Genomic DNA, 22,356 nt, shown 5'->3' with positions numbered 1-22,356 from the left:
TCACGAACTCCCAAAACGGTATCCTTTTCCATATACTGTGTGTATCAATGGTGTTTCATTAGTCATTTCAATTTTGCGGCGCAGTAGGCGAATTAATGCTGCTATCACATTGCTACTAGGTTGTTCATCTTCTTTCCATAGATATTGCATAATTTGCGCGTGAGTCAGTAGCTGTTCTGAGTGTTCCATGAAGTATCGTAATAACTGACATTCTTTTTCTGATAGTTCTATCATTCGTCCTTGACGATAAGCTACTTGGTTTTCGTAATCCAGTTCTAAATCAGCTACAGTCAGTCTTTGCTGTGTTATAGTATAAGACTGAGAACTTGAGCGACGTAACAAAGCACGAACTCGTGCTAGTAGCTCGCGCAGTTCAAAAGGTTTAACTAAATAATCGTCAGCGCCTGCATCTAAACCTTGTACTCTGTCATCTAAAGTATCTTTGGCAGTAAGAAACAACACGGGTATGGTTTTGCCTTGGCGTCGCAATTCCTGACAAATCTCTAACCCACTTTTTCCTGGTAACATCCAATCTAAAATTAGTAGGTCGTAATTGCCTGCTTGTGCAAGTTCACTACCGTTTATACCATTATAAGCTGCATCAACATCGTATCCCTCACGAGTTAATAAGCGACTCAGGGGATCAGTCAGTTCAACTTCATCATCAACTACCAAAATTTGCATATCAATTTATATAGACGAAGCAGTGCGTTGGGTATCCTGATAAACTGATATCCTACCAACTTTGACTCACCCTATCTAAAACCGCTATATGTTTACTGTTGCGCTACCGAAAGGCGAACTTCTCAAGAATAGTATCCGCCTGTTGCAAAGTGTAGGATTGGACTTTAGTGCTTTTCTGGATTCAGGTAATCGCCAACTTCAAATCCTTGATTCTAACGGGAAGGCGAAAGGTTTGCTAGTACGATCGCAGGACGTGCCAGTGTATGTAGAATATGGTCAGGCACAACTGGGTATTGTTGGTTACGATGTGCTGCGAGAAAAAAAGCCACAAGTTGCTCAGTTAGTTGATTTGCAGTTTGGGCATTGTCGAATGTCGGTGGCAGTCAAGCAATCTAGTCCTTACCGTTCAACATTGGAATTGCCTCCTCATGGTCGAGTTGCTTCTAAGTACGTTAACTGTGCTGCGGAATTTTTCCATAGTTTAGATCTACCTGTGGAAATTGTACCACTTTACGGTTCAGTGGAACTAGGCCCTATTACGGGTATGTCGGAAGCAATTGTTGATTTAGTTTCTACAGGAAGAACTCTGCGAGAGAATGGTTTGATTGAAATTCACACTTTGTATGAAAGTACCGCCCGATTAATTGCTCATCCTCTAAGTTACCGATTGAACACTGGTAATTTGCAAAGCTTGGTTGATCACTTGCGCTCGTCGGTTCTGTCTACTGTTGTCAGTTAATGTCAATATAGCAGATAGGGAAAAGTTCTAACGAAGAAGCCCGCTTATGCGGGCTATTAAAGTGATGAGGAACAAACCAAACTTTTATCCAATTTTTCTCTCAGCTAAAATTGTGCTAAATACTGGGTGGTTGATTACGATCGCCTTTAAACGACGCTAGTAATTCTCTCACTTGTTGTCCTGCAACATCCCGGGCTCCTAAGCCAAAAGCAAGGGCGATTGCTACAGCGATCGCACCCAACAATAAGCCAAAAGCCAAATTAACGATGCTGCTAGCAACACCGATTTGTTGTAGTGCCATTGCGGAGACTAAAGCAATAATCGCTATCCGTGCGACTTGCCCTAAAATTTGGGCTTGACGACCACCAGAACTGATAATGATATTAAATGCCAAGTTGGCGAGGAATAGTCCAATAGCAAACACTATCAACCCTGCCAAAATACGGCCAAAAATCACAGTCAAACCACTCACTAATGCAGTGAGTGCTGGAATCTTCAAGATATCAACAGCAGCGACAGTAGCAAATAGCATTATGCCAACAACGACCACAATACCAGCAATTTCCGATGGTGTGCGGGTTGTTGCTACAGCTGTCGCATCTGAGGGTGATGTTGTTCGCCCAATCCTTGGGGGTAACCCAAGAATAGAAAAAATGTTGTCGAAGCCAAGACTAGTGAGAATATTGGTGACAAGCTCCCCTACAAACCTTGCAAGAAAGTAAGAGATAATCAACACAAATGCTGCGGTGAAAATAGAGGGTAGGACATTGAGGATTTGTTGCAGCATTGCGATCGCCGGAAGCGAAATCGCTTCAATTCGCAGTGCATTAAGCGCGGCGATCGCAACAGGGATCAAAATCAAAACATAAACTATTGTACCAACAATCCCCGAAAGCGATTGACCAGAGGTTGTTTGTCGTAACCCAAATCGTGTACCTAGGCGATCGCTTCCTGCTGATGCTAGTAAGTTCGTCACAATCCGTCTTACAACTGTAGCCACCAACCAACCAACACCGGCAATCAGCACCGCCGCTAGGATATTTGGCAGAATGGAGAGGATTTGTGTAATGAGAACTTGTACTGGTTGTAGAGCCTGATTCAGTTCTAGAGTATTGAGAATCGGCAATAGAAACAGTAGAAAGATAAACCAATACAGAGCATTGCCAATTGTATCAGTGAGAGACAATTGGTTGGGATCAGGCGTTGTAGTACCAACATTAGATTGCTGATTTAATTTTTCATCCAACCTCAACGCATGTAGTCCTCGTGTTGTCACTACTTTGACAATCGTTGCTATACCCCAAGCCACTACTGCGAGAATTATCGCACCCACCAACCTGGGTACAAACCCGATGAATTGATTGAGAAAAGTGTTGAGAGGTTGAGAGACAGTCTGCAAATTTAATGCTTGCAGAACTGCAACTATAGTGAATAAGACGACGACCCAAAAAACACCACTAGAGATTACATTCTCTACTTGTAGCAAATCCCTACTATCTGCACGACCTGTGATTCCTGCTGCAATGCGGTCATCAACGTTAGTGCGTTTGAGGATTCCTTTGACGGTAGCAGATGCGATCCCTGCAATCAGCAAGCCCACTAATAAAATTAATAGCGCAGCCAGCAAAGTTGGAAGAAAATTGATTAATTGTACAATAAGTTGTTGCACATAATTCACTCCAGCTTCAACAGCTTGTCCTGGTCGAACAGGTTCCGTCTGTTGTACCTGGGCTATTGTCAGCAGACTTGCCGTTATTTCTTGCCAAGTTCCTTTCATATTGGTCTTGTTTTGAGGCTTTTTTGTAACGGAATAGAGAATTCTCTGATTTTCATTGAAGAATTCGTTGTTAATAATACTAGTTATCTATATAGATTTCAATCTTCAAAAGTCTTTGCTTATGTATTAATAAATTCTTAACTACCAAAAGCAAAAAAATCTCTATAACGGTAAAAATACATCTTTGCAAGCAACAGAATTTATGATATCTTATGCACCCAAAAAAAGATCTGAACACACAGCTAAGGCAAATTTAAAATTCCAAGTCATAGTGGCGAAGCGTACGACTGTGGTTGGTAGTATGTGAAAAATGCTGTAACCTACTAGAAACTTGAAGCGGTTAGTGGCTTAAACAACTTGCTAAAATTTCTGTGGTTTTAGTCCAGGTAAAGGTAAATTATTGAGTGGAAGCACTTCAAAGTTAAAAGAAGCAAGGCGGCGATTATAAACGTAGACTTCTACCGTATGCTTCCCAACCGGATCACCGTGAAGAACAGTCCAATAATTTTGAATGACACCGTTTTTTACAGGTTGTGTGCGAGTCGTTACTCCTCCTGTACCGTTTGCTGTCATTGAGAAATTTTCACCATGATCTGTACTCCAGCTTTCTGGAAGCTTTGGCAGCCGCAATACCTCCCGCCATTTCACTTCACCGTGGTAGTCTTTAAGCCAAATCCTCCATCCGTACTGGTTACCCTCGGTTAACAACACCTTATCTGTCGGAATAAAGGTCACTTTACCCTTGTGGTCAAATTTAAAAAGCCCAAACTCAGCTTTACTAACAACAATAGGTTTAGCAGCTATTGACTCAGCAGACGTCATGGCATTGAATGCAGAAGAAGCTATAACCCAACTTGTCACAAAAAAAGAACTTAACAGTACTGTTGTTGCCCAATTTCTCAGTCGCATAACTTTTCGGTTATTTATTCAAAGATATTGGTACACCAAATACATTAATTTTTCTGATACACTCCGCACACTTTGATAAATATCAGCATTTATTGTACAAGCCAATTGCGTTTTAGTACAAGAGATCTCCAAGAATTGGAGATAATTCATCTATAATCCTGACTTTTCATGGGATCTTTAATGATGCTTGCTGGGTGTAGGACAAAAAATGCATGGTTCTAGCTTGGGTATAAACAAGCCCGATCAGGATTCCCCTTATATCCTGCACCCAACCCCCTACACCCTCTGATTTTTCCAGATGCTGAATACTCAGATCTATAATCGTATGGAATCCTACTTAAGTAATAAAAAAGATATGCATGTTTTAGGCGTGCTTTGCACATAGTTTCAGTCGAAAATGCTAGTATCATAAAATACATACGCGAGATCAAGCGTACCTTTGCTGACGTTATTTAATGAGGAACAATTACATGTCTGATACAGTAATTAAAGTTGAAAATCTAAGTAAAAAATATATTATTAACCATCAACAAGAAGGGCGCTCTCAATACAAATCCATCAGGGAAGCTATTAGTAATGCAGCCAAGTCATTAAATAAAAAATTATTCAAGCCTTCTAGTACGAAAATCACCTATTCAGCCCGTGAAGAGTTTTGGGCTTTGAAAGATGTTTCTTTTGAGATTAAGCAGGGAGACAAGGTTGGCATTATTGGGCGTAATGGTGCTGGAAAATCAACCCTTTTAAAACTTTTAAGTCGAATCACAGAGCCAACCACAGGAAAAATTTCCATTAAGGGTAGAGTAGCTAGCTTACTAGAAGTAGGTTCTGGATTTCATCCGGAACTTACAGGTAGAGAAAATATTTTTCTCAATGGTGCAGTTTTAGGGATGAATGCGGAGGAGATTAAACGTAAGTTTGATGAAATTGTTGATTTTGCAGAAGTAGAAAAATTTTTAGATACACCAGTAAAGCGATATTCTTCCGGGATGTATGTACGGTTAGCATTTTCAGTCGCGGCACATTTAGAACCCGAAATTTTAATAGTGGATGAAGTATTGGCTGTCGGAGACGCACGGTTTCAAAAAAAGTGTTTAGGGAAAATGGAAGATGTAGGAAAAGACGGGCGAACAGTATTGTTTGTTAGTCACAACATGAGTACAATTCAGGCGCTATGCTCTCGTTGTATTATGCTCCAATCAGGACGGCTAGCTATAGATGATCTATCAGCTTACGTTGTTCAACGTTACTTACAAGATACTTCTACTTCTAACAGTTTTGTCCGTTCTCCGCAAAAGAATAGTAAACCTACAATTACCTCTGGAAAATTGATATCAAATACTGATTTTGAACATAGAAAGATCCAAATTAATTTAGAAATATTTGCAGAATCAAAATGTGAATTAGCTTTGAGCTTAAGATTATATGATGCTATGACAGTTCCCGTTGGTTATGGTGAGATTGGAGAATCCCAACCAAGCAAATTATTAGAATTATGCCCAGGTTTGAATCCAATCTCTTTTACACTTCCAGTTCATCAACTTGCTTTGGGTTCATACTTTATTAGCTTAGACTTAAGCATCCCTTGGGTTGAATATTATGACCGCGTTGAAAATTGCCTATTATTTGAAGTAGTCCGCTCCCCTCAAGATGATGAAACTCACGTTTTCTCTCAATCTTGGGGCTTTGGATGTATGTCTGTTCCATTGGAAGTTATTTAAACGAAAAACAACTACCATTTTTACTAACTTGAAGCTTATTGAAGTAGGCACTATTAACTCCTTACAGCAGAACAGATATATTTCTTTGTTTCTGACTTGTAAGTAGGATATTGAGATTCGAGAAAAGGAACAAGTCTACTCACATGTATAACCAGGAAATTTTCTTCATCACGACTGCCTTGTTCAATTTAAGTAAGTATGATTAAATGTTAGATATCATTTGCAGAAATATAGGTTTTTCTATGAAACGCATTATTAAACAAATCCCATTTACTCAAAAATTTTACCGGTATCTCAAGGAGCTGGAGTATAGACGTAGATTCTCTACCAATGGTTATGGCACATTCTGGGGTATTTTTGACACATTTGAGCAAGCTAAAGAAGCAGCACCACAAACCAAAAGTATTGGATATGATAATGCAGATTTGGCAGAAGAATACGCCAAAATGCTAGAGCAAGAAAATTGGGAAAATAGTGGGCGAATAATTGCATCTTACGATTATCCAGTCTTATTCTGGCTAAAATCAATTTTTAATCCTAACAGTAGTAATAACGTTTTTGATTTTGGAGGTAATGTAGGAATTCATTTTTATAACTATTCAAAATATATTAAGTATCCCGAAAATATACAATGGACTGTTTGTGATCTACCAGCAATTGTTTTAGCTGGAAAAACTATAGCCCAAAAGCGTCAGGTAGATAATTTATATTTTACGATCAATTTAAATGACGCCAATAATAAAGATATATTTATGGCATCTGGCTCAATTCAATATGTAGAAAATCTTGCATATGTTTTATCTCAATTTGATAAACCTAAGCATTTATTGATTAATCGTTTGCCTCTTTATCATGGTCAAAAGTTTGTTACACTCCAAAATGGAGGTCAAGTGTTTTATCCTCAGTACGTCTTTAATAAAACTGAGTTTATTGAAGCAATTACTAATATTGGCTATGAGTTAATAGACATTTGGGAAGATAATGTAGACTCTTGTTTGATTCCCTTCCATCCAGAAAAGACCGTGCCAGTCTATTCTGGCTTATACTTTAAGCTAAAGTAACCTATCTTCATTTAGACAATGTTGTCTTGTCAAGAATTTTCCTTTCTTATTCCTCATATTAAACTTAATTTTCTTCAACCACCTAAAGCAGACCATTGAGCTTTCCTCAAAATTTTACACATACTTGGCAATCCAGGATTACCAGTACCAAAATAGTCTCCCCCATCTACCTTAATAGAGGCTGCATCTTCAATCCAATCTAATATGTCTAGATCTGCGTGAGAAATAAAAATATTAAAGTGATATGTCCCATTTGCTAATGGTAAATTGTCTACTTTACATCTGATACACCCTGTGTCAGGTTCCAAATTTAGATTACTATTTGTAAAATTAGTTCTAAAAAGTAAAATTACATTTCCTCTCTCATCCAAGAAATCAAAGCTAAAAACAACATTATTAAGCGGGTTTCCCGTATAGTTTATATATCGAATTTCAAAATAATAATCTCTGCCTGATTGCAAAGAATTCACTTGTTCGCCTTCCGCATTTAAAACTCTGAAGCTTACTGTTCTTACCTTACCTGAACCTCTTCGATCTTTGCGATCCGTAAGAGGAGTTTCAGTCATAACTTTATAAGTATTTTCTAAATAAGCACGGATTGACTCGTGCGTTCTACTGTCTATAAATAATGACCCTGACTCTAGCACAATACATCGACTGCACAAAGACTCAACAGCATTCATACTATGACTCACAAATAAAACTGTTCTTCCCTCCTTAGTTGATACATCTTCCATCTTTCCTAAACACTTCTTTTGGAATGCTGCGTCACCTACTGCAAGAACTTCATCAACTACTAAAATTTCTGGTTCTAAGTGAGCAGCAACTGCAAATGCTAAACGTACATACATCCCTGATGAATAGCGTTTAACTGGTGTATCTATAAATTTTTCGATTTCTGCAAAATCAACAATCTCATCAAACTGACGTTTAATTTCGCTCCTGCTCATTCCTAGTATCGCACCATTAAGAAAAATATTTTCTCTACCAGTTAACTCCGGGTGAAAACCTGTTCCTACCTCCAACAAACTCGCAACTCTTCCTTTAATCCTAATTTTTCCTGTTGTTGGTTCTGTAATTCTACTAAGAATCTTCAGCAGCGTTGATTTTCCAGCTCCATTTCGACCAATAATACCAACTCTATCTCCCAGCTTGATATCAAAAGACACATCTTTCAGCGCCCAAAACTCCTCCCGGGAGTTTGTTTGTTTCTTTACACGAGGGTTAAGTGTATCAGCAAGAGATGTTACTGCTTGAGTCATTGCTCCCCGAAGTGTCTTGTAATTAACACTCCCTTCTTTCTGATTTTCAATGACGTACTTCTTACCTAATTTCTCAACGGAGATTATGATATCTGACATCTGCCGAACCCCTACCTTCGTCGTATACTTACAAACTCAAACCTCAAATTGACGTTCCGTTTTTCGGAAGTACTCCATACAACTCCAAGCAAGTAGCTCCCTATTATAATGAAAATTACATTAAGTTAAAGCAAATTTATGGAAAAGATACTTAAAGCCAAGTTATATTTATCCCAATAATAAGTTATTTGCTATACATTCTCTTTCCTTTAATGTTTCATGGTTTGTAATCATATAACGAGGATCTACTGGATTGAACATTGATCTAGACTGAGTATTTTACTAATGCTATAGTATACCAGAAGGTAAAGATAAAGGATAACTTTATCCGAACAGAAGTGTTCACAGGATAATCCAATGAAAAAAAATTGCGCCGTCAACGCTGTAAGTAGCTTCGTTCCTTCACCCTTTTCCCCTCCCCGAGTAAACTACTTACAATGAAGGTGTGCTCTGCTTATCTTTCGGCATGTACATAGTCCACAAAGTAAAATTTAGGACTTAACCAAAATTTAAGCCAAGTGTATAATCCGAGACCTAAAAGTGCGAGAATAATTAGCGGTAAACCAACCTTGACTCGCAGTGCATCAGGAAGGATTGCGACAGATGAAACAGCGATCGCGAAGTATCCCAAAAGCACCCACTGCAAACGCTGCACATTCTTAAGCGCACCCCGACAGCTACTACAATGTTGAGTATGTTGTTTGTAGTGATCTAGCATTTCCTCACGGTTCTCATTGATTGTCGCACTTTCAGGAGCAGTGATCCCAACTTCATGCCAAGGTAGCTGACTGTCACAATATTTATCAAACCAATTCCGATACTCAATCACTAAGCGATCTGCGCTTGTCGGTAACTTGTAAGCAGTTTTCCAACTTTCCACAGGTTTCTTTTGTTGGAGAAAATGCTCTTGCTGATGCAGAATAATCATATCCCCGTCAAGAACCTGATTACGGGTTTTGATGTGTTCCCACCAACGAGGTGTTAAACGAAAAAGTGTTTTAGCAAAATTACGAGGAAAGAGAGCTACAATTCTTGATTTACCAGGCGATACTGGTATACAGTAAGTAACCAATCCCATTTGCTTTCCTTCATTGCCAAAAGTGATAGCATATTCCAAGTAGCAGGGTGGTTTAAAAGTGATTGTTGTTCTGTAAATTCCTTCATTAACTGCTTTTATCAAATCTTGTGTTGATTCTACAATTTTGATAGGGATTGCTCTTGCTTGTTCTCGCTTTCCTTGTAACCCGTGATGCGCAAAGGGAACGTGACTAGGATCTACCAAATTTTCAACAAGAGTTTGCCAATCATATTCTAACTCACGTGCGTACGATGACCAAACAAAATCCTCACTTGCATTGGCTTTAGGAGACAATGGTAAGGGTGTAGTAGAAGCTTGCTCTGTTGACTTAGCGTCAAGCCATACCCAAAGTAAATTATTTTCCTGGCGACAAGGTAACGTCTGTACACAAAAATCTTGCGAATGATTGGTAAGCAATTCTGGTTTCTCTGCTTGAGGGATACGAGTACATATTCCCTGAGAATCAAACTCCCAACCATGATAACTACAGACTAGATTACCCGTCTTTTCATCAATAAACCCTTCACTTAAAGGAGCAAGACGGTGAGGACATTGATCTAAAAATACCTGGTAAGTCTCAGATTTTCCTGGATTCCACACAACTAGGCGGATTCCTAAAATGGTAACTGCTTTTGGTCGATCCTTTTGAAGATCTTCAATGGGGTAAATAGGATACCAATGTTGAAAAAAGTTGAACTCAGATTGCATTTTACTGGAGAATTTATTGCTCATTTAATTTAACAAAAATATTTTAAATCCCCATCCCTCTGTCGGGTGGAGATATGAAAAGGAGTCAGAATTCAGAATTCAGGAGTCAGAATACCGCAAGGAATCAAGCTAAAAGCTAAGGGTTTCATCAACCGATATTTAACATTATCGCCACGACTCATCTATCAGTTTAAAGAATTCAATCTTGAATTCTGGCTCCTGACTCCTGACTCCTGAATTCTGTTTGATAAATTTAAGCTAAAGAATGCTGGTCAATTTTAACATCGTTTTTAGGCACAAACTCAACACTGCGGAAACCCAAAACAGCCAGTAAATCATTTTCTGGTAACTTTACTGGAGCAGGTTTTTCGGCTTTACCTGGAGAAGGGAGCGGATAAGCTGTAGATGCAGCTGTCGAGAAGCGAATGTTTCCTTCTGTATGTTGAATGACTTGATGAATATGACCGTTGAGAACAGTTACAGAAGAAAAGCGCGACAATAAAGAGAGTAAACTCGCTGAGTCCGCAGTCGCCCAACCCCACTGTGGATAAAGATCATATAGAGGAATATGACTAAACACAACCAAAGGAGTGTCTTGCTTTTGCCGAGCTAGATCCTTCGAGAGTACATCTAGTTGAGCTTGACCAAGTTTACCTTTTCCTGTGTCACCAAATTCTAGCACATTCGTCAATGAAACAAAATGAATACCAGAGTGATCCCATGACTCAAAACCTTCTTTTTTATCCTTTTGGCTGAACGCTTCAGAGTAAGCTTTACCTCTATCGCCTATCGTGTCATGTTCTCCGGGTAAAGTGAATAGTGGTGCTTTCAATTGGGAAAGAATTTGCTTAGCTTGATCAAACTCTGCTGGTTTGGAAAGGTGGGTAATATCTCCTGTGTGAATCACGAACGCTGGTGGTGTAGGTAATGCGTTGATAGCATTAATAGCTTTGGTAAATGTTTCTTTAACGTGTGTATTGGCTGGCTTATCAAAGCCCATGTGTGTGTCACTGATTTGAACAAAAGATAAGGCTGCAGAATTGGATAGTTTTTGCTCTTCAGAATTACCAACTTTACATGAAGTCAGTAAACCATTTTCGCCTACAACCCATAAAATGCCAAGCCCAGTCCATCCGACATGCTCAATAAACTTTCTACGTTTCATTTTCCGTTCCCTTTAGAAGTTACATTAATAGTTCCTTTCATATAAGGATGAATAGAACACAAGTAAGGAAAATTCCCAGGCTGATTGAACGTATGCGACCAACTTTGTTCTGTATCAAGTGCTTTTGAATCAAACGCACCACTTGTAGAAGTTACCGTGTGTGGTTCTTCATCTTTGTTGACAAATTGCACAGTTTCCCCGGCAGCAATTTTTAGGGTTTCTGGCATGTATTTAAAGTTGACAATTTTGACCGTACCATTGGTATTTGCCGCACTAACCTGTGATTGGTTAGTTGGTGCTGTAGATTGATGATTGGGGCTACAAGACGACAATGATAATAAAATAACAACCAATGCAGTAGCAATTGCTGTCAGAAAATAAGATATGTACTTCATGGTAGTTCACTTCTTTGCTTGGGCTTACGCCGTTGTGAAAATAAACCTGTCATACTTAATCCTGTTAGGATTAAGCCAATTAACCCTAGTCCATTGAAAATCGGTAAAAACGCCGATAATCCAAAGATTTGAAAAGTATGAATTTGTAGAAGAAATCCGGTTAAATCATTTTGATGAAACCATTGATCTGTAAATGTTATGGCAATTCCAGTAATGGCGGTAATCATTAAAGGAATACAGACTGTAATGGCAATGAGTCGATGGTGTTTCCGAAATGCTACTCTCATAAATGTGTAAGCAGTTTCTCTTTGTTCGCATCTATTCCTAGAGACGAACAAACTTTAATTTTGGATTTAACAGAGGAGTCAGGAGTCAGAATACAGGAGTCAGAATTGATTTCGCCCTTGGATTTCAGTTTCAGCCTTTCGTTACCCGTACATTTTGAAGGCTAAATTCCCATAGAGAGATACCCTCCTGACTCCTGAACGCCAGGTGCTTCAAGTCGGCAGAGCCGCCCAACGCACTGGCTCCTCCTGACTTCTGTCTCCTTTTTAAAATCCAATCTGTTTCGCCAAGCGTTTAAGAGATAGAAGCAATTTTATTTTTTAAAGAATGTTGTGAAACTAGGATTAGAACCACCGAAGCCCTTATTAACTCAGGTATACTTGTGTTCCAGTATGGAATCTAGTTCTCCCAATAATCCATCGCCTGAACCCCCACCACCCTTAACAGATAAAGAATTACTTGATAGATTGAGGTCTAAGGAATCTTCAGCATTAAGTATTCTCTATGACCGTTATAGTGGTGTTGTTTACGGGATTGCATTGAAGCTTTTGCAAAATTCCCAAGAAGCAGAAGACTTAACCCAGGAAATTTTTCTGGCATTATGGCGAAAGATGAATGTCTATCCTGACAATTTTCTGGCATACCTTGTTACTATGACTCGCTCAAGGGCGATTGACAAACTTCGCGATCGCGCCAGAAAAACAAACTTGCTACAACGCTTTTCCCACACCTTCACAAGCGAATCACCTTCTCCGACACCTTTTGAGGTAGCTTCCTTGACTGAACGTTCCTCACGTGTTCGTGATGCTTTAGGACAACTTCCACAACAACAACGCCAAGTCATAGAGATGGCTTATGACAAAGGATTAAGTCAGTCAGAAATTGCTCAAAAACTCGACAAACCATTAGGAACAGTAAAAACTTGGACACGCCAAGGACTACTGAAACTAAAGCAAATTTTACAAGATACTATAGATTAGTAACCCTATGACTGAACCAGAAAATCTTAATTCTATAGAGAAACAGCTAGCCGCAGGCTTTGTTGTAGGGAATCTTGCTCCTGAAGAAGCTTTAGAATTTGAGCGGCTTTTGAAAGAAAATCCAGAATTGGCAGTTGAGGTAGAATCTTTACAAGAAACATTAAACCAAGTCATTTCTGGTTTAAATGAAGTAAAACCTCCACAACATCTCAAAACAGAAATTCTTGCGGCAAGCAATTCTGTTAATGAAATCAAGCTAATAAAACGGCATTCCTTACCTTGGCGCACAATTTTAGGAAGTGTAGCAGCGCTATTAATTTTATGGCTAGGGGTTGATAACTACCGATTACGACATGATTTAAGGCTTGCGCAGGATGTTAATACATTGCTTCAGCACTCTGACACACGCTTGTTCCCTCTTCAAGGAGTGAATGCAGCAAGCACTGCTTCTGGGAGCTTTGTACTAAATCTTGAGCAACAAAAAGGGGTTATTGCTATCCAAAATCTTCCTGCTCCACCACCGGGGCGTATTTACCGACTTTGGGCGATCGTTGATGGTGATAAAATACCTTGCGGACAGCTTAAGTCTCACCCACGGGGTAAGTTTATAGAAAAGTTTTCTATGCCCGCTGATTTCTATGATGCAGGAGTCTCAGGTTTTATCGTAACGATAGAATCTTCAATTGACAATCGATACCCAGCAGGACCATTGGTGATCAAGAGTAGCATTCGTTGAATATGTCAGAATTTATCTTCATTAAAATATATATAGGTAACTACAACGTGGGAGGTAGAATTCACTAATGACATATATTTCCCAAACAACACTCACCAAAGAAGATTTTGTTGCTCAATACGGGGATAATCCACGGTATGAACTGGCGGATGGAGAACTAATTGACATGGAACCGACTGGTCCTCATGAAACGGTGAGTGGTAAGCTAGCAACTAGAATAGGGAGCCATCTTGTAGCAGAAGAACTTCCGTGGTTTATTCCTCGTACTTGTTTAATTTACCCCTTTATAGATTCTGCTACAGCTCGCCGTCCTGATATTGTAGTTCTTGATGAAACTGTTCTTGAGCGTGAACCTCTTTGGGAAAAAGAACCAGTAATTACGCTGGGACGTTCTGTAAAATTGGTAGTTGAGGTTGTTAGCACCAATTGGGAAACGGATTACGCTCGAAAGGTTGAGGAATATGCTCTGTTGGGTATCCCTGAATATTGGATCGTAGATTATCGAGGATTGGGTGGTGTAGCGTTTATCGGTAAACCGAAACAACCAACTTTCACTGTCTGCCAGTTGATTGAAGACACTTATACTCAGCAACAGTATCGACTAAACCAGAAAATTAATTCGCCGCTTCTGCCTCGTCTCCAACTTCGCTTGGATGATGTTCTTCCTCGTTAACTATGATGTTACAAAAAATCGCTAATGGTAAAGTTTCGTTGACGGTCTAGTTCCTGGAGTCGCATTTTCTCTTTATAGAAAGCATCATAATATGAGCGGTATCTTTCTGGTTCAGTTTCTGGATCTGTTTGCTCCCATAGTTCTAGGAAGTGACGATAACGCTTCTCTATAAGCACTCGTTCCATACAAGCGATCGCAGCTTGAATCCATTTCTCGTGATGTGAGCGTATTTCCTTCTGGGTTTTCTCGTTTAAATGAAATAAATGGGACACCAACTTAATATCATCTGGAAACTCTAGACATCGGTTTTGGACAGTCGAGATCAAATCATCCTGAATTTCTGGTGGAATATCAACGATTTGTTGCCACAAAAATCGGTGGTGCGAGAGGCTAAATTGCAAATCTCGTTCATCCAACGCCTCAATTATTGTTTGACGATGGTGCGGATAGTGCAAATAAATTCGTAACACCAAAGCCTCAGCAACTTCTAAAAGACTACCTTCAGATTGGGGAGTAACTTCCTTTTTAGGACTCTCTTTTACTGCTACGGGCTTACGCTGGATAGCACTAGGAGCTATCTGAGTTAACAGGTTTTCGACTCGTAACGGTTTAAGCCTGCTATCCCCAAAACATAGTATTTCAGCACAGCGATCAATATAATAGTCGCGAGTATCAATATTATTAATATTTTTCAGCAATTTTACGATCTGCTGAGACACTTGCTGGAAATCAGTTGCTTGTTTTAAGTCACGATCTTTTGTAATTTGTTGAATTTGCCAGTCAAGCCAGAGAGGAGAATCTGTCAAGAGTTGTTGATAGTCTTGCGGCTGGTGTGCTTGCAGGTATTCGTCAGCGTCTTTGCCATCTGGTAGGTTAAGAATTTTTAGCTGAACTTCTCCTTTATATGCGAGTTCAGCCACTTCTCCTATTGCTCTTTCTGCTGCTATAACTCCAGCTTTATCGGCGTCAAAGTTAAGTATGAGTTGTTTAGAATCAGTGTATCGCAATACCTGCCTGACTTGTTCTATACTCAGAGCAGTACCAAGAGACGCGACAACATTGGGAATACCTACTGAGTGGAGAGCGATCGCGTCAAAATATCCTTCTACAACCACAGCTTGATCTCGCTGGGAAATAGCAGCTTTAGCTTTGTCGAGAGCGAATAAAGTCTTCCCCTTGAGAAAAACATCAGTTTCTGGTGAGTTGAGATACTTTGGCTGTTCATCACCCAAAGTTCTACCACCAAAAGCAATAACTCGCCCTAGCACGTCATGAATGGGAATCATTACGCGATCGCGAAACACATCATAATAACCACTGGTTTCTTTCCGTGGTTTAATCAAACCAGCTTTCTCCACCAGTGTTGCTGGATAGCGCTTATCATCTACAAGATAACGATAAAGAGCCTCCCAACCTGGCGGAGCATACCCTATACCAAACTGCTGAATAATTTCTTCCTTTAGTTGGCGCTTTTGTTGCAGATATACCATTGCTTTATCTACACTATGCCTAAGAGCATGTTGATAAAACTGCGCCGCAGAAGCGAGAACCTCATAAAGTTGCTCTCGCATAGACATTTGACGTTGTAATTCTTGTCTTTGCTCAGGTTCGAGGGTTTTAAGCGAAACTTGGTAACGCCGTGCTAAATCTAATACCACTTCAGCAAAAGAGCGTTTCTCCAAGTCCATAAGAAACTTAATTGCATTTCCTCCAGCCTGACAGCCAAAGCAGTAATACATTTGCTTGGTTTGGCTCACACTAAAACTGGGTGTTTTTTCTGAGTGGAAGGGACACAAACCCAAATAGTCTTTACCGCGCTTGCGTAAAACAACATGTTCCGAGACGACATCATGAATATCAGCCCGTTGTATAACTTCTTCAATTGTGTCTGGGTGCAAGCGGGGTATTTGCATTGCTTTGTTATTCGTGCGCAGTTGTTTTGAGTGATTACTAATCAACAGACTACTATTATAATGTTCTTACAGAATTAAAGACGCTGCTTGGTAGCGCTTACTACAGGTTCGTCATAAAAGATTTTGGGAACAATAAATCTAGAAGGCTTGAAGAGATAGTAGGATCATGGATGTAGTAAGTATTGCGGGATATCATCTGGGCAGACAGATCTATGACGGTTTTAGAACCGTAGTTTATCGCTGTATTCGGCAAACTGATTCGTTACCTGTAGTTATTAAACTGCTGAAAAATGCTTATCCCAGTTTCAATGAATTAGTACAATTTCGCAATCAATACACGATTACCAAAAATCTCGACTATCCTGGAATCATTAAAGCTTATAGCCTGGAAGCATACCAAAATGGCTATGCCTTAGTGATGGAAGATTTCGGGGGGATTTCTCTCAAGGATTATTTCACTCACCATGATCGTGTTGGGATTCTAGATGAATTTTTACCAATAGCGATCGCGCTTGCTAGTACATTAGACTATTTAATGCAGCATGGAGTTATCCATAAGGATATTAAACCTGCCAATATTTTAATTAACCCTGAAACTAAACAAGTAAAATTAATCGACTTTAGTATAGCATCATTACTGCCAAGAGAGACACAAACTTTAATCAGCCCTAATATATTAGAAGGAACACTTGCGTATATTTCACCAGAACAAACAGGAAGGATAAATCGCGGGATTGACTATCGGACAGATTTTTATTCTTTAGGTGTTACTTTTTACGAATTATTGACAAAAGAATTACCATTTCCTTCAGAAGACGCGATGGAATTGGTACATTCTCATATTGCGAAAAATGCACCATTAGTACATGAAATTAATCCAAATATTCCCAGCGTTATCTCAGAAATAGTCAGCAAGTTGATGGCGAAGAATCCATCAGAGCGCTATCAGAGTGCATTGGGTTTAAAGTATGATCTACAAAAGTGCTGGGTGCAATTAAAAGAAACAAGCAAAATAGAGAGTTTTACAATTGCAAAGCGGGACGTGTGTGCACGGTTTGTCATTCCAGAAAAATTATACGGTAGAGAACAAGAAGTCAAGCAACTATTAGCAGCTTTTGAGAAAGTCGCGCAAGGAAACATTGAATTAATGTTAGTCACTGGTTTTTCTGGAATTGGGAAAACGGCTGTAGTTAACGAAGTCCACAAGCCAATTGTGAAACGAAGGGGTTACTTTATCAAAGGCAAATATGACCAATTTAATCGAAATATTCCTTTTTCTGCTTTTGTGCAAGCATTCCGCGATTTGATGGGGCAACTACTAGCTGAAGATGATATAAAATTACAGCAGTGGCGCGATAAAATCCTAACAGCCTTGGGTGAAAATGCTCAAGTAATTATTCAGGTAATACCAGAATTAGAACAAATTATTGGTTCCCAACCCCCTGCTAGTGAACTATCCGGGATAGCAGCAGAAAACCGATTTAATCTGTTCTTCCAAAAATTTATTCAAGTATTTACAACAAAAGAACATCCCTTAGTAATATTTTTAGATGACTTGCAGTGGGCAGATTCAGCTTCATTGAAGCTGATGCAACTGCTCATCGATGAATCCGACAAGGGTTACTTATTCCTGATAGGGGCGTACCGAGATAATGAAGTTTTCCCAGGACATCCCCTGATACTGACATTAAATGAGATAGCCAAAGCAGGAGCAGGAGTCAATACAATCACACTCAGTCCGCTATCAATGGAAACTGTGAATCAGTTGGTAGCAGATACCCTCAATTGTCAACTAGAAATGGCTCAACTCTTGACACAAGAGGTATATCAAAAAACAGAAGGAAATCCTTTCTTCGCAACCCAGTTTCTCAAAGCACTGCATGAGGATAATTATATTCAATTTAATTTTCAAGTAGGACATTGGCAGTGTGATATTGCCCAAATCAAGCAACTAGCATTGACAGATGATGTAGTAGAGTTTATGGCGCAACAGTTAGAGAAACTGGGTGCAGCAACTCAGAAAGCATTAAACTTGGCAGCTTGTATTGGGAATCAGTTTGACTTGGCTACTTTAGCAATTGTTAGTGAACAATCGCAAGGTGAAACTGCGACTACATTGTGGAAAGCTTTACAATCTGGATTAATTTTGCCAATTAGTAAAGTTTATAAGTTTTATGTAGGTGAAGAAAATCAAGCGATAAATCAGGAAATTGGTCATACTGTGGGATATAAATTCCTGCATGACAGAGTTCAACAAGCTGCATATTCTTTAATTCCAGAAGAGCAAAAACAGGCGACTCATGTCAAAATTGGTCGGTTACTATGGCAAAACACTCCTGAAGCTGAGTTAGAGAATCAAATTTTTGGGATTGTCAATCAGCTAAATATCGGGTTGGAACAATTCCAACAAGCAAAAGAACGCCATGAAATCTCCTGCTTAAATCTCATAGCTGGTAAAAAAGCAAAAGTTTCAACAGCGTATAGTTCTGCACTTGCTTACCTGAAAACAGGTATCCAACTACTACCATCAAACCCTTGGGAATCTGATTATAATTTGACGATTAACTTGTATACCGAAGCCAGCGAAGCTAGTTATCTATGTGGCAAACTCGATGAAATGGAAAGTTTTGCCCAAGAGGTTTTACACAATGCAAAAGTTCTAATTGATACAGTCAAAGTCTATGAAGTAAAAATTGAAGCTTACGCAGTCCAAGGAAATTTCTTGGCAGCTATTGATACAGCGCTCCAATTTTTGCAGCCGATAGGGATTGAATTTCCAGAGGAACCAACGCTCTTAGATTTTCTTGTGGCTATGCAAGAAACTCAGACTATCTTAGGAGGCAAAGCAGTAGCTGAGTTGGTTAATCTACCAGAAATGGAAGATCCACAATTACGTGCAGCCTTGCGGGTTTTAGTCAAGTTAAATATGCCTGCTTATTTAGCAAAACCAGAACTCCATCGCTTGGTTGTGCTTAAGCAGGTGAGTCTTTGTGTCAGGTACGGAAATACTTTCGGCTCTGCGGTTGCTTACTCACAGTATGGACTCATGCTTTGTGGTCAGGTAGATAGTATCTCAACAGGTTATGAATTTGGTCAATTAGCGCTGCAATTATTGTCCAAGTTTCAAGCGCGAGAAGACGAAGCAATAGTCCTGTTTCTAGTTTATTCTTTTATCATCCACTGGAAAGAACCTCTTACAGCAGTGTCCAAACCAATACTACAAGCCTACACTACAGGGTTAGATACTGGGGATTTAGGCATTACTGGTTCTGCTGCCAATATTTATTGCATAAACGCTTATTTTGCTGGTGAAGAATTAACTACATTAGCTGATCAATTAGAGATTTATACGGCAGTACTAGAAAAAATCAACCAAAGAAACGCTCTTAATTACAATAATATTTACCAACAAGTGGTCTTGAATTTAAGAGGCTCTGGAACTATTCCTTGGGAATTAGTCGGCTCAGCGTATGATGAAAGAACAATGCTGGCATTACACGAACAAACTAATGATGGTACTGCTTTATGGCATTTGTTTTTCAACAAATTGATCCTTTGTTATCTGTTTGGGGAACTAGATTTGGCAGCCGAATGTGTTGTCAAAGCAAAACAGCATTCTGGTTCAGTATATGCATCGCCAGGTATTGCATTGCAGAATTTTTATGATTCACTGCTGCAATTGGGTTTATTTCCTAAGTCCTCAATTGAAGAACAACAGAGAATTTTAGAGAAAGTAGCCGAAAATCAGAACACCATGCAACAGTGGGCAAATTATGCCCCTATGAATAATCTGCATAGATTCAAGTTAGTAGAAGCCGAAAAAAATCGGATCTTAGGACAAAATTCAGCCGCAATGGAATTTTATGAAAAAGCCATTGCTCTTGCCCAAGAAAACGGTTACATTCAGGAAGAAGCCTTAGCAAACGAGTTGGCAGCTAGATTTTACCTTGACTGGGGCAAACCAAAAGTTGCCAAAGCATACATAGAAGACGCTTATTACTGCTACGCTCGCTGGGGTGCACTCGCTAAAGTTAGAGACTTAGAAAAAAGGTACCCCCAACTACTGCACCCAATTCTGCAACAGCAACGACGCAACCTCAACCCTATAGAGACTATTAGTCGTTCAATTTCCTCATCAACTACTACAACTACCTCTGGTACCACCAATATTTCCGATATTCTAGATTTTACAAGTGTACTAAAAGCTGCTCAGGCAATTTCCAGTTCTCTGGAATTAGATCAACTTATTGCTAACCTCTCCCGTATTATCCTAGAAAACTCTGGTGCTAAAAAATCTGTTCTCATTCTTCCACAGGAAGATACCTGGCAGGTGAAGGCTATTACGCTGATTAATCAACAGTCCAATTCTCAAACTTCTATTGAGACGATTTTTGTCTCACAACTAATAGACAATTGTCAAGATATTCCCAGCACAATTATCAACTACGTTAAGAATACTCAAGAAACTATCACTATAGACAATTGTCAAACAGATATACCTGGTGTGATTGGGGAATATATGCTGCGACATCAACCCCAAAGTGCCTTGTGTATACCTATTATTAACCAGGGAAATTTGGTAGGGATTCTTTACCTAGAAAATCAGTTCACAAGTGGTGTTTTTACTCCTCAACGCCTACAAGTTATCAACCTACTTTCGTCCCAAGCTGCAATCTCACTCTTAAATGCTCGGCTTTATCAGCAAGCAAAACAAGCATTACAAGATTTGCAACAAGCTCAATTACAAATTGTCCAAAGTGAGAAAATGTCTGCTTTAGGTAATTTAGTTGCAGGTGTTGCTCATGAAATGAATAATCCTTTGGGCTTTATTGCTGCTAGTCTTCAGCAAGCTAAACCTATAATTACAGATATTTTTGAACACTTGGAACTCTATCAAAAATCTCTGCCCAGTCCAAGTCGTGAAATTATTGACCATGCAACTGAAATTGATTTGGAGTATAGCTTAGAGGATTTGCCGAAGATGATCGATTCTATGAATATGGCGTGCGATCGCCTAACCAACATTAGCACCAGTCTTCGTACTTTCTCTCGTCAGGACAAAGATTATAAAGTCCCATTCAATATCCACTCTGGTATTGATAGCACAATTCTCATTCTCAAGCATCGCCTGAAAGCCAACGAACAACGCCCAGCAATCCAAGTCAATACAAGCTACGGTGATTTACCAGAAATAGAATGTTTCCCTGGACAATTAAATCAAGTCTTTATGAATATTCTTGCTAATGCTATTGACGCATTAGATGAATCAAACGCTGGACGCAGTTTTGAGGAGATTCAAGCAAACCCTAACCAGATTACCATCACCACCGTTATCAGCAATAATCAGGTTCAAGTCAAGATTGCTGATAATGGAGTTGGTATGGATGAGCAAGTTAAGCAAAAAATCTTTGACCATTTATTTACCACTAAACCTGTAGGAAAAGGGACTGGTTTAGGCTTGGCTATCGCGCAACAAATTATCACGGGTAGACATAATGGAACCCTCACTGTCAATTCTACCCTTGATCAGGGAACAGAATTTCTCGTCTCTTTACCAATTCTTTAATTCACTAAATCTCTAACTATTACTGTTAATTAAGAATCTCTACGCCATACATGATTAAGTTTTATGTGATATGCAAGAGAAAATAATGAAGTAACCCATATATTGTTGTATTAAATAAAAAATTGGGAACAATAAAACCGGAAATTTTCAAGAGATTCTAGTAAAATGAGTTTAGTAAATATTCCAGGATATGATCTGAGAGAAAAGCTATATAACGGTTTTAGAACCATAGTTTATCGCGGTGTTCGGCAAGCTGATTCATTACCTGTAGTTATTAAACTGCTGAAAAATCCTTATCCGAGTTTCAGTGAACTAGTACAATTTCGTAATCAATACACCATTGCTAAAAATCTCGACTATCCTGGAATCATTAAAGCTTATAGGCTGGAACCGTACCAAAACGGCTACGCACTAGTGATGGAAGACTTCCGAGGGATTTCTCTCAAGGAGTATTTCAACCACCATAATCGTGTTGGGGTTTTAGATGAATTTTTACAAGTAGCGATCGCGCTTGCTAATACATTACATTATCTCATGCAGCATGGGATTATTCATAAGGATATTAAGCCAACTAATATTTTAATTAACCCTGAAACTAAACAAGTAAA

17 protein-coding genes are annotated in these 22,356 nt (G+C 39.2%); 8 read left to right on the top strand and 9 right to left on the bottom strand.

Going from position 1 to position 22,356, the window contains the following annotated elements; all coding sequences use genetic code 11:
* Positions 1-684, bottom strand: a complete 684-nt coding sequence (rppA, locus tag G4P69_RS20810; protein ID WP_208342134.1) for a two-component system response regulator RppA — start codon at positions 682-684, stop codon at positions 1-3.
* A gap of 88 nt (positions 685-772) precedes the next feature.
* On the opposite strand from rppA, the gene hisG reads away from it, so the two are divergent.
* Positions 773-1,423 carry an ATP phosphoribosyltransferase gene (gene hisG, locus G4P69_RS20805; RefSeq protein ID WP_208342135.1) on the top strand — a complete coding sequence of 217 codons (651 nt, stop codon included), beginning with the start codon at positions 773-775 and terminating at the stop codon, positions 1,421-1,423.
* 115 nt (positions 1,424-1,538) lie between these two features.
* Here hisG and G4P69_RS20800 read toward each other — a convergent pair whose 3' ends face one another.
* Positions 1,539-3,200 carry a mechanosensitive ion channel gene (locus tag G4P69_RS20800; RefSeq protein ID WP_208342136.1) on the bottom strand — a complete coding sequence of 554 codons (1,662 nt, stop codon included), beginning with the start codon at positions 3,198-3,200 and terminating at the stop codon, positions 1,539-1,541.
* A gap of 360 nt (positions 3,201-3,560) precedes the next feature.
* A complete protein-coding gene (locus G4P69_RS20795; RefSeq protein WP_208342138.1) occupies positions 3,561-4,109 on the bottom strand; it encodes a hypothetical protein in 549 nt (182 codons plus the stop codon).
* Positions 4,110-4,579: 470 nt separating this feature from the next.
* Here G4P69_RS20795 and G4P69_RS20790 point away from each other — a divergent pair, with 470 nt between their 5' ends.
* Together G4P69_RS20790 and G4P69_RS20785 are read left to right on the top strand one after the other, a co-directional pair.
* Positions 4,580-5,827: an ABC transporter ATP-binding protein gene (locus G4P69_RS20790; protein ID WP_208342140.1), complete on the top strand. Its 1,248-nt coding sequence runs from the start codon at positions 4,580-4,582 to the stop codon at positions 5,825-5,827.
* 206 nt (positions 5,828-6,033) lie between these two features.
* A complete protein-coding gene (locus G4P69_RS20785; protein WP_208342142.1) occupies positions 6,034-6,888 on the top strand; it encodes a methyltransferase, TIGR04325 family in 855 nt (284 codons plus the stop codon).
* Positions 6,889-6,962: 74 nt separating this feature from the next.
* On the opposite strand, the gene G4P69_RS20780 is transcribed toward G4P69_RS20785, so the two are convergent.
* The 5 genes from G4P69_RS20780 to G4P69_RS20760 form a co-directional block, all read right to left on the bottom strand.
* A complete protein-coding gene (locus tag G4P69_RS20780; protein ID WP_208342145.1) occupies positions 6,963-8,249 on the bottom strand; it encodes an ABC transporter ATP-binding protein in 1,287 nt (428 codons plus the stop codon).
* A gap of 454 nt (positions 8,250-8,703) precedes the next feature.
* Entirely contained in the window at positions 8,704-10,035 is a 1,332-nt protein-coding gene (locus G4P69_RS20775; RefSeq protein ID WP_208342153.1) for an aromatic ring-hydroxylating dioxygenase subunit alpha, read from the bottom strand.
* Between the two features lie 253 nt (positions 10,036-10,288).
* A complete protein-coding gene (locus G4P69_RS20770) occupies positions 10,289-11,200 on the bottom strand; it encodes a metallophosphoesterase family protein (RefSeq protein WP_208342154.1) in 912 nt (303 codons plus the stop codon).
* Positions 11,197-11,595, bottom strand: coding sequence for a cupredoxin domain-containing protein (locus G4P69_RS20765; RefSeq protein ID WP_208342155.1), 399 nt, complete (start codon positions 11,593-11,595; stop codon positions 11,197-11,199). The genes G4P69_RS20770 and G4P69_RS20765 overlap by 4 nt, the downstream gene beginning before the upstream one ends.
* Positions 11,592-11,882 (bottom strand): peptidase, encoded by a 291-nt coding sequence (locus G4P69_RS20760; RefSeq protein ID WP_208342156.1) that lies wholly within the window; start codon positions 11,880-11,882, stop codon positions 11,592-11,594. Before G4P69_RS20760 ends, G4P69_RS20765 begins: the two co-directional genes overlap by 4 nt.
* Positions 11,883-12,272: 390 nt before the next feature.
* On the opposite strand from G4P69_RS20760, the gene G4P69_RS20755 reads away from it, so the two are divergent.
* From G4P69_RS20755 to G4P69_RS20745, 3 genes are all read left to right on the top strand, one after another.
* Complete coding sequence (locus tag G4P69_RS20755) at positions 12,273-12,860, top strand: sigma-70 family RNA polymerase sigma factor (protein WP_208342157.1); 588 nt, start codon at positions 12,273-12,275, stop codon at positions 12,858-12,860.
* A gap of 7 nt (positions 12,861-12,867) precedes the next feature.
* Positions 12,868-13,596 carry an anti-sigma factor gene (locus G4P69_RS20750; protein WP_208342158.1) on the top strand — a complete coding sequence of 243 codons (729 nt, stop codon included), beginning with the start codon at positions 12,868-12,870 and terminating at the stop codon, positions 13,594-13,596.
* A 67-nt stretch (positions 13,597-13,663) separates the two neighbouring features.
* Positions 13,664-14,269 (top strand): Uma2 family endonuclease, encoded by a 606-nt coding sequence (locus G4P69_RS20745; RefSeq protein WP_208342160.1) that lies wholly within the window; start codon positions 13,664-13,666, stop codon positions 14,267-14,269.
* Positions 14,270-14,277: 8 nt separating this feature from the next.
* Here the strand turns inward: G4P69_RS20745 and dnaG are convergent, their stop codons facing one another.
* Positions 14,278-16,182, bottom strand: a complete 1,905-nt coding sequence (dnaG, locus tag G4P69_RS20740) for a DNA primase (protein WP_208342162.1) — start codon at positions 16,180-16,182, stop codon at positions 14,278-14,280.
* Between the two features lie 166 nt (positions 16,183-16,348).
* On the opposite strand from dnaG, the gene G4P69_RS20735 reads away from it, so the two are divergent.
* Both G4P69_RS20735 and G4P69_RS20730 read left to right on the top strand, forming a co-directional pair.
* A complete protein-coding gene (locus tag G4P69_RS20735; RefSeq protein ID WP_208342164.1) occupies positions 16,349-21,748 on the top strand; it encodes an ATP-binding sensor histidine kinase in 5,400 nt (1,799 codons plus the stop codon).
* A 165-nt stretch (positions 21,749-21,913) separates the two neighbouring features.
* Positions 21,914-22,356: serine/threonine protein kinase (locus G4P69_RS20730; RefSeq protein ID WP_208342166.1), on the top strand; the 443-nt coding region annotated here is incomplete at its 3' end.

The organism is Aetokthonos hydrillicola CCALA 1050 (assembly GCF_017591665.1).
Classification (GTDB): Bacteria; Cyanobacteriota; Cyanobacteriia; order Cyanobacteriales; family Nostocaceae; genus Aetokthonos; species Aetokthonos hydrillicola.
The sequence above is the reverse complement of the archived record's forward strand: the minus strand, read 5'-3'. Positions and strand labels throughout refer to the sequence as shown.